Annotated in this window: 9 protein-coding genes; 5 read left to right on the top strand and 4 right to left on the bottom strand. The window is 70.2% G+C overall.

The window, feature by feature from the left end; translation table 11 throughout:
- Positions 1-1,491, top strand: a 1,491-nt coding sequence (locus ACJA3G_RS25050) for a PQQ-binding-like beta-propeller repeat protein (protein WP_406555301.1), incomplete at its 5' end; no start/stop codon positions are given.
- Between the two features lie 121 nt (positions 1,492-1,612).
- Here the strand turns inward: ACJA3G_RS25050 and ACJA3G_RS25045 are convergent.
- On the bottom strand, positions 1,613-1,999 hold the full coding sequence (locus tag ACJA3G_RS25045) for a MerR family transcriptional regulator (RefSeq protein WP_406555302.1): 387 nt from the start codon (positions 1,997-1,999) through the stop codon (positions 1,613-1,615).
- A 132-nt stretch (positions 2,000-2,131) separates the two neighbouring features.
- Between ACJA3G_RS25045 and ACJA3G_RS25040 the strand changes: the two genes are divergently transcribed.
- Positions 2,132-2,797 carry a class II aldolase/adducin family protein gene (locus ACJA3G_RS25040; protein WP_406555300.1) on the top strand — a complete coding sequence of 222 codons (666 nt, stop codon included), beginning with the start codon at positions 2,132-2,134 and terminating at the stop codon, positions 2,795-2,797.
- Positions 2,794-3,252: a carboxymuconolactone decarboxylase family protein gene (locus ACJA3G_RS25035; protein WP_406555299.1), complete on the top strand. Its 459-nt coding sequence runs from the start codon at positions 2,794-2,796 to the stop codon at positions 3,250-3,252. The genes ACJA3G_RS25040 and ACJA3G_RS25035 overlap by 4 nt, the downstream gene beginning before the upstream one ends.
- 70 nt (positions 3,253-3,322) lie before the next feature.
- On the opposite strand, the gene ACJA3G_RS25030 is transcribed toward ACJA3G_RS25035, so the two are convergent.
- The 3 genes from ACJA3G_RS25030 to ACJA3G_RS25020 form a co-directional block, all read right to left on the bottom strand.
- Positions 3,323-3,880 (bottom strand): SMI1/KNR4 family protein, encoded by a 558-nt coding sequence (locus ACJA3G_RS25030; RefSeq protein ID WP_406555298.1) that lies wholly within the window; start codon positions 3,878-3,880, stop codon positions 3,323-3,325.
- 217 nt (positions 3,881-4,097) lie between these two features.
- Positions 4,098-4,646: a DUF1062 domain-containing protein gene (locus tag ACJA3G_RS25025; protein WP_406555297.1), complete on the bottom strand. Its 549-nt coding sequence runs from the start codon at positions 4,644-4,646 to the stop codon at positions 4,098-4,100.
- Between the two features lie 268 nt (positions 4,647-4,914).
- Positions 4,915-5,793, bottom strand: a complete 879-nt coding sequence (locus tag ACJA3G_RS25020; protein ID WP_406555296.1) for a sigma-70 family RNA polymerase sigma factor — start codon at positions 5,791-5,793, stop codon at positions 4,915-4,917.
- An 83-nt stretch (positions 5,794-5,876) separates the two neighbouring features.
- Here ACJA3G_RS25020 and ACJA3G_RS25015 point away from each other — a divergent pair, with 83 nt between their 5' ends.
- Both ACJA3G_RS25015 and ACJA3G_RS25010 read left to right on the top strand, forming a co-directional pair.
- The gene (locus tag ACJA3G_RS25015; protein ID WP_406555295.1) at positions 5,877-6,326 is read left to right on the top strand and encodes a carboxymuconolactone decarboxylase family protein; all 450 of its coding nucleotides are present in this window, start codon (positions 5,877-5,879) and stop codon (positions 6,324-6,326) included.
- A 141-nt stretch (positions 6,327-6,467) separates the two neighbouring features.
- A partial coding sequence (locus tag ACJA3G_RS25010; RefSeq protein WP_406555294.1) for a TIGR01777 family oxidoreductase occupies positions 6,468-7,433 on the top strand: 966 nt, incomplete at its 3' end.

Below are 7,433 nucleotides of genomic sequence, written 5' to 3'. Positions count from 1 at the left end.
CCACCGCCCCCACCCGGCGGCAATGGTCGGGGCCCCTTCGCCCGGAGGCCCGCCGTGATCGTGGCCGCCGCGGTCGCGGCTCTTCTGGTCGTCGGCGGGGGCGTGTACGTGGCCTCCGGTGACGACGGCGAACCCGCCAGGCCCAAGGCCGTCGCCAGTGACCCGGCCGCGCCCTCCGCCTCCGTCCCGGCCGACCTCGGCGACGGCACGGGCAGTGGCAACGGCGGCGCGAGCGGGGGTGACGGGTACAACGACGGAATCAAGCCGGGCGAGGCGCGTGTCTGGCTGCGCGAGAACGAGACCCAGCTGACCTCGACGGGAGGTCGGCAGCTCGGTCCGTGGTTGCTCGGGAACACCGTCGCGAGGGCCATGTACAAGGAGGTCACCGGCCATGCGGTAGCTGACGGTACGCCTAAGTGGACCGTGCAGCTGGAGACACCCGTGTGCGGGGCCGCACACCATCCGACCGCGGGTGGCAAGTTGGTCATCGCCACCTTGGAGAACAACACCGCGCGCGCCCACTGCAAATACCTCCAGCAGATCGATCTGGCCACCGGCAAGGTGGGCTGGAAGACCGAGGTGCCGCAGGAGAACGAGTTCGACACCACCAACGAGTTCCGGCTCGCGGTCACCGGCAACACGGTCGCCGTCAGCCACAGTGCCTACGCGACGGGTTTCTCCGCCGTCGACGGCAAGAAACTCTTCGGTACGTGGAAGACCACGGGGTGCAGCCCGTACAGCGTCGGCGGCGGCACCCGGCTGCTGGGTGTGGGCCTGTGCCCGGCTTCCGGCGGCGCCGCCAAGGAGCAGCAGCTGATCGAGGAACTCGACCCGGTCACCGGCAAGTCCCGCTGGAACTACAAGTACGCGCCGGGCTGGACGGTCGGACGTGTCTACTCCACCGACCCGCTGGTCGTCGCCGCGCACAACAGCGACGCCAAGACGTGGAACATCACGGCGTTCGCCCCGGACGGAAAGGTGCGCTGGCAGGTCGAGCCCAAGTTCAAGGTGACCGGAGCGTGCGACGGGTTCGGCGACGGCAGCGGCGACCTGCACGCCTGCACGTTCGCCGCCTCGGACACGGCCACCCTCTACCTCGGCACCTCCGGCTCCGGGGGCGCGGTGCTAGGCGAACCGGAGACCAACGAGGTGGTCGCAGTCGACCTGGGCACCGGCAAGGAGAAATGGCGTACGAAGGAGCCGCACGGCCGGGCCATGAGGCCGCTGGTGGTCGAGGGCGGCAAGGCCGTTGTCTACGTCCAGCCGGGCCAGGGCCCAGCCGACTCGGCCTCGGTGGCCACCATCGCGGCGACCGGCGGTATACCCCAGACCCTGCTTCGGACGCCGGCAGCCTCGGCCGCCACCGAGCGCGCGTTCTTCCTGAACCCCCGTACGGCCTGGTCCGGAGGCCGGTTCTTCCTGCTCAACGGCCGCGTCCAGAGTCCCAAGGCTCAGCACAGGGACCGCACGCTCCTGTCTTTCGGGAAGTGATGCGAAGGAGGTGGGCCCCCACCGTTGACGTTCGGCGGGGCCCACCACACACGGGGGCGCATGGCTCGGGGCGTACGGCTCGGGGCGTAAGGCGCAGGGCGTGCGGCACAGGACGTATGGCTCAGCGCGCCGGAGTCACCTTCTGCCAATCCGCCATCTGTTCACGGAACTTGGGACATCTGACGATGTCCTCCTCGCTGCACTTGAGGGCGTGGGCCAGCAGTTGGTGCGCGTGGTCGAGGTCGACCATGCGCTGTTCGATCTCGGTGATCTTGGCGCGGATCATCGCCTCCCGGCGCGACTGCTCCTGCTGGAACTCGGCGATCTCGACCAGCGTCAACCCCGCCTGCTGACACTTGCGCAGCACCGTGATCCGCTCGGCCGCCTCCGGCGGATAGCGCCGCTGCCCGCTCACGCGCTCGGGCGCGGGCAGCAGTCCGTGACGCTCCCAGTACCGGATGGCCGAGGCGGGCACTCCGGTGATCTCCGAGAGCCGGCCGATCGTCATACGCACGTTCCGCTCCTTTTGTGGCCCTTCGTGCCCGGCAGTTGACTTAAACCTTAGTTCAAGTTGAAGAGTGGTCCACACAGGGACAGCGGCGGACGAGCCGCCGCTGCCGGGACACTTGGAGATACCGCCATGAGCGATACGTATGTGGTCAAGGAGCGCGCCGACCAGCTGGTGGAAGCCGCGGAAAGCCTCTTCGCGGCCGGGGTGATGGCCCACTCGGGGCACGCCAACCTGAGCGCGAGGCTCGACGGTGAGCGCATGCTGCTCACGCCGGGATACGTGCGCGGGATACGGCCCGAGGACCTGGCTGTCGTCAGCTTCGACGGGCAGGTCCTGGAGGGCGAACTCCAGTCGGTCAGCGCCGAGATCATCGCCATGCACAGTGTCGTCTACCGGGCCTGCCCCGACGTGGGCGCGATCATCCACACCCACTCGCCCTCCGCGACCGCCTTCGCGGTGGCCCACCGGCCGCTGCCGTGCCGCACCGAGCCGATGCTGCGCTCCGGACAGGCGGAGGACGTCCCGGTGGTGCCCTGGGGGCCGCGCGGGTCGGACGTTTCGGTGCGCGGGATCGCCGACATACTCGAACAGCGCCCGACGACGGCCGCGGTCCTGCTGGCCAACCACGGCCTCCTCGCGTTCGGCCCGGACTCGGCCGCCACCGCCCGCCTCATCGTGGCGATCGAGGAGAGCGCCGAGGCGGAGATCGCAGCGGCGGCGATCGGCGGGGCCGTGGACTTCCCGCCGGGCGCCCAGGAGGCTGTGCGCGCCGCGATCGCCCGGGTCGCGTCATGACGGACGACGGTCTCGCCTCCCGTACGGAGCCCACGATGACGGACGAGAGCCTCGCCTCCCGTACGGAAGCCGTACGCGACCGCTACCGATCCACCCTCGGCACCGTCCCGGGCGGGGTGGAGGACCGACTGCGCCTCGCCGCACGGTTCGGTCGGCWGCCGACCGAGGAGGCCGTCGCGGCACTGCGCCACATCGTGCTGACCGACAGCCCGCTCGGTGGACGGGTCCAGCAGCTGGTCCACTTCGGCCAACTACTGGCTCTCGGCCGACCGCACCCGGCCCGGATCCACGCCCGGGGAGCACTCCATGCGGGAGCCGACATCACCGACCTGATCGGCGTCGCCGAGACCGCGCTCATCACGGCGGGGGTACCCGCGTATGCGCTCGGCACCGAGATCATCGCGGAACTCGTGCGGGAGCGGGGTGGTGGGGTGAGCGGTGATTCCGGAGAGTAGGGCGGCGCGCTGAGGGACCTCGCAGGGCCCAGGGGCGTCCAGTTCTGCCCTGTCCTGCCGCCTCTCGCCCCTACCGTTCCCGCACGTACTGCCCGTCGACCACCGAGAACTCGTCCAACTGGGTGGCGACATCCGTCAGGTATCCGACGAAGTCGCTCGCGATGGGGCCGCTCGGGCCCACCTCGTGGTCCATGTCGATCACCTGGCCGACCCGGCCCGCGGGCCCGGGCGACAGGTCCAGGACCGAGCCGTTGCCCGCGCCGTCGGCGTCGAGGGAGACCCAACCGGGGTTCCACCAGCCCGGCTTGAGCGCGTCGCCCCCCGCGTGGAAGCTCTTGAGGTTGTCGAAGGTGCCGTCGGCCAGGAGATCCCGCCAGACGCGGGTCTCGCTGAGGATGCCGTCGCAGGACAGCAGTCGGCCCTTGGGCCAGCCCCCGTCGGCGGACCCGTCGTGCCTGCGCAGCGACGCCTTCACCTCGGTGGGGAGCTCGACGCCGAGGGTTGTTTCGACCGAGGCGATCTGCTCGTCCGTAGCCGGGGGTTGGAGCACCTGGGGGGCGCCCTGGGAGAGGTACCACCGCTCGATGTCTTCCCAGACCGCCGTGACAGCGGCGACTTTCTCGTTCATCCCGTGCCCCTTCCTTCCCCTGCTCCGGACCGTCCAAGGTGTATGGCGGCACCCAGATACATCTCATAGGAGCCGCTCATGCACTGATGCTCGCACGGGCGTACCCGGGAAGCCCGCCCGCGCTCCGGGGATCGGCGTGCGGCGGGGGCGGCCCGGGGGAGGAAAGAGGCCTGCCCGGCGGAGTTCGCCGGGCAGGCCGCTGATCCCGCGTGCCGGATCAGCGCTTGAGCGTGAAGGTGAAGTCGCCGGAGAGCTTGCCGCTCAACCGGACCACCGACACGAGGTTGCCCTCTGTCAGCAGTCTCTCGACCTCCGCCCGTGAAAGGCCGAAGCCTTCCGCGATCAGCCGTACCGGCCGGACGGGAATCCGGGCCGCGAAGCGGACCGAGACGTCGATCGCCTCACGGTCCAGGTGATCCGTTCCCCCGGTGTCGAGGCGCCACGCGTCGTCCCAGTCGAGGGCGATGCGGTTACGGCGCCGTACGAGCGGATCCTGCAGCAGTTCGGCTGCCAGATCCGGATCGTTGTCGTGCAGCCGGTCCAGCAACTCCGGCCGTACGGAGCGTACGTTCGTCCGCTCCAGGATCGTGATCTTGGTGGTTTCCCCGCACGTGGCGCAGAGCGCGAGGAGCCAGACATCGATCAGCTTGTGATGGGCGTTGACGCGGAATTTGCCGTTCGCCCGGAAGCGTTCGGACGCGCACGTGTGACAGCGGCGCCGAACGACGGGCAGGCAGGTGGGCATGACCACCCAGGTGGTGAGCACAGAAGTACACCGGTTCCAGTGAGAAATCCGCAGCAGGAAGCAGCGCGGCGCCTATTGCGCGACGCGCGACGAATCAGCAGTCGGGGGGTCTCACTTGGTGTACAACGGCACGTCCTTGCCTCAACGATGTGGCTCGGCACCACGGTAGGGGCGCACGGTGGTCCTGTTCCACTGATTTTCGTGCGCCTGCGCAGGCCGGTGGGTACGGCCTGCTGCCTCCCGTACGTTTCCCCGGGCCTTCGGATGCACCGCTTCCGTACTCCGACCCTCAGACCGGCGCCGGAAGGTCCATCCGCGCGAGCCGGGCCGGGTCGACCACAGCCGTGATCTCCGTGATCCGGCCGTGGGTGACGGTGAACGCGAGGACCGCGAGCGGGGTGCCGTCCGCGCGCCAGGAGAGGACTCCCGGAAGGCCGTTGACGAGCACGGCCCGACCGCGTACCGCCGCGTCGGCCGACAGCTTCGCGCCGGCGGCGACCCCGGTGGCGCCGAGGGTGACGACCACACCGGCGGGGGTGTCGACGGCCAGCCTCACGTCCGGGTCGAGCACCCGCAGCAAACCCTCGAAGTCCCCGTCGCGGGATGCCGCCAGGAACGCCTGGACCACCGCGCGCTGCTCCGGTCCGGCATCCGGCGGCCGTTCCGTCGCCCGTACCTTCCTGCGGGCGCGGCTGGTGAGCATCTTGGTGGCGTCGGTCGACTTGCCCAGGATCTGGCCGATCTCGGCGAACGGCACCGCGAAGAGGTCGTGCAGCACGAACGCCAGCCGCTCGCTCGGCCGGAGCGACTCCAGGACGACGAGGAGGGCGACCCCCACCGAGTCGGCGAGCAGCGCGTCGTCCTCCGGGAGGGGCCCGTCGTCGACCGTCACCACGAACTCGGGCAGCCGGTCGCCGTACGACGCCTCGGGGCGGGTCCGGCGCGCCCGCAGCGCGTCGAGGCAGATCCGGCTGACCACCGTGGTCAGCCAGCCGTCGAGGTTGTGGAGGGCCGCCACGTCCTGGCGGGACAGCCGCAGCCATGCTTCCTGTACGACGTCCTCGGCGTCGGCATGCGATCCGAGCATGCGGTGGGCGACCGCCCGCAACCGCTCGCGCTGGGCCTCGAAGGCCTCGGCCACCGGGTCCGCCGGGGTGCTGTCGGACATGTTGTTACCTTCCTCGAAACCGCTCCGTCATGGGTGATGACGAGCCCGGAAGGGCCCACGTAACCGATGAGGGAGTACGGCTGATGGAAGCACGTATGAAGGGTGCGGCGAACCCCGATCTGATCACCGCGATCCAGCACCTGCACAAGGCGATGCACGCCGGAGGTGTCGACCGGCGCCTGCTGGAATTGGTCCACCTGCGCGTCAGCCAGATCAACGGCTGCAGCCCGTGTGTGTTCGCAGGCGTGGAGGGAGCCAGGAAGGCCGGGGAGACGGAGGAGCGGCTGCACAATGTGGTCGCGTGGCGCGAGACGCCCTTCTTCACCGACGAGGAGCGCGCGGCCCTCGCACTGGCCGAGGCGGCTACCCGTATCCAGGACGGCGCGCCGGGCGTGACCGACGAGATCTGGGACGCCGTCGCGGACCATTTCACGGAGAACCAGTTGGCCGCGCTCATCCTGGGGATCGCGATGACCAACTTCTTCAACCGGATCAACCGGACGACTCGGGAGCAGGCCGGCAAGGCCTGGTGAGGGGGCGGATCACCGAGCCCAGCGGATGGGTGGCGGCGGCCCGGCGGGTGTGATGTGTACGTCCGCCGTCGCACCCACCCCCCCGTTTGAACGCGTTCAACTCCTCCTCTAGGCTCGCAGCAACAGAGGGAGGGGAAGTCGATGAAGGTAGTCCTTCCCGGCGGAACCGGTCAGGTCGGGACTGTGCTGGACCGCGCGCTGACCGCCGCCGGTCATGAAGTCGTGATCCTCACCCGGCGGCCTGCGGGCGAGCGCGAGGTGTACTGGGACGGTGAGAGCACCGGGCCGTGGGTTCAGGAGATCGACGGCAGCGATGTCGTGATCAATCTGGCCGGACGCAGCGTGAGCTGCCGGTACACCCCGGCCAACCTGCGGGCCATGATGGATTCGCGGGTCCGCTCGACGCAGGTCGTGGGCCGGGCGATCGCGGGCGCCGCCCGGCCGCCCCGCCTCTGGCTGCAGATGAGCACCGCCACCATCTACGCCCACCGCCATGACGCACCCCACGACGAAGCCTCCGGAGTGATCGGTGGCACCGAAGCCGGTGTCCCGGCCTACTGGGGTTACAGCGTCGAGATCGCCAAGGCCTGGGAGCGGGCGCAGCACGAGGCCGACACCCCGGACACGCGCAAGGTCGCGCTGCGCTCCGCCATGGTGATGAGCCCCGACCGGGGCGGTGTCTTCGACGTGATGTCGTGGATGGCACGGCTCGGCCTCGGGGGGCCCGTCGCGGGCGGGGGCCAGTACGTGTCGTGGATCCATGAGGACGACTTCGTACGAGCCGTCCGGTTCCTGGCCGACCGCGACGACATCTCCGGGCCGGTGAACCTCGCCGCCCCCGCCCCGCTTCCGCACCGCGCCTTCATGCGCGCCCTGCGCGCCGCCTGGGGAGCCCCCTTGGGCCTGCCCGCGACGAAGGGCATGGCGGAACTCGGCGCGTACGTACTGCGCACGGACACCGAACTGCTGCTGAAGAGCCGCCGAGTCGTCCCCGGCCGCCTCCTCGACGCGGGCTTCACCTTCGACCACGGCGACTGGCCGGAGGCCGCCCGTGATTTGGCCGGCCGTCGGCGCAGAGACGGTGGTTTCAGGGGGGCGGGCAGGGTG

Origin of the sequence: Streptomyces sp. YS-3 (genome assembly GCF_045257485.1) — a bacterium.
GTDB lineage: Bacteria > Actinomycetota > Actinomycetes > Streptomycetales > Streptomycetaceae > Streptomyces.
This window is presented reverse-complemented; position numbering and strand designations above follow the sequence as displayed.

What these genes read in the sequence shown, in the direction of transcription:
- ACJA3G_RS25045 (WP_406555302.1), bottom strand. Translation starts at nt 1,999, where the DNA reads ATGACGATCGGCCGGCTCTCGGAGATCACCGGAGTGCCCGCCTCGGCC.
- ACJA3G_RS25015 (WP_406555295.1), top strand. Translation starts at nt 5,877, where the DNA reads ATGGAAGCACGTATGAAGGGTGCGGCGAACCCCGATCTGATCACCGCG.
- ACJA3G_RS25020 (WP_406555296.1), bottom strand. Translation starts at nt 5,793, where the DNA reads ATGTCCGACAGCACCCCGGCGGACCCGGTGGCCGAGGCCTTCGAGGCC.
- ACJA3G_RS25040 (WP_406555300.1), top strand. Translation starts at nt 2,132, where the DNA reads ATGAGCGATACGTATGTGGTCAAGGAGCGCGCCGACCAGCTGGTGGAA.
- ACJA3G_RS25030 (WP_406555298.1), bottom strand. Translation starts at nt 3,880, where the DNA reads ATGAACGAGAAAGTCGCCGCTGTCACGGCGGTCTGGGAAGACATCGAG.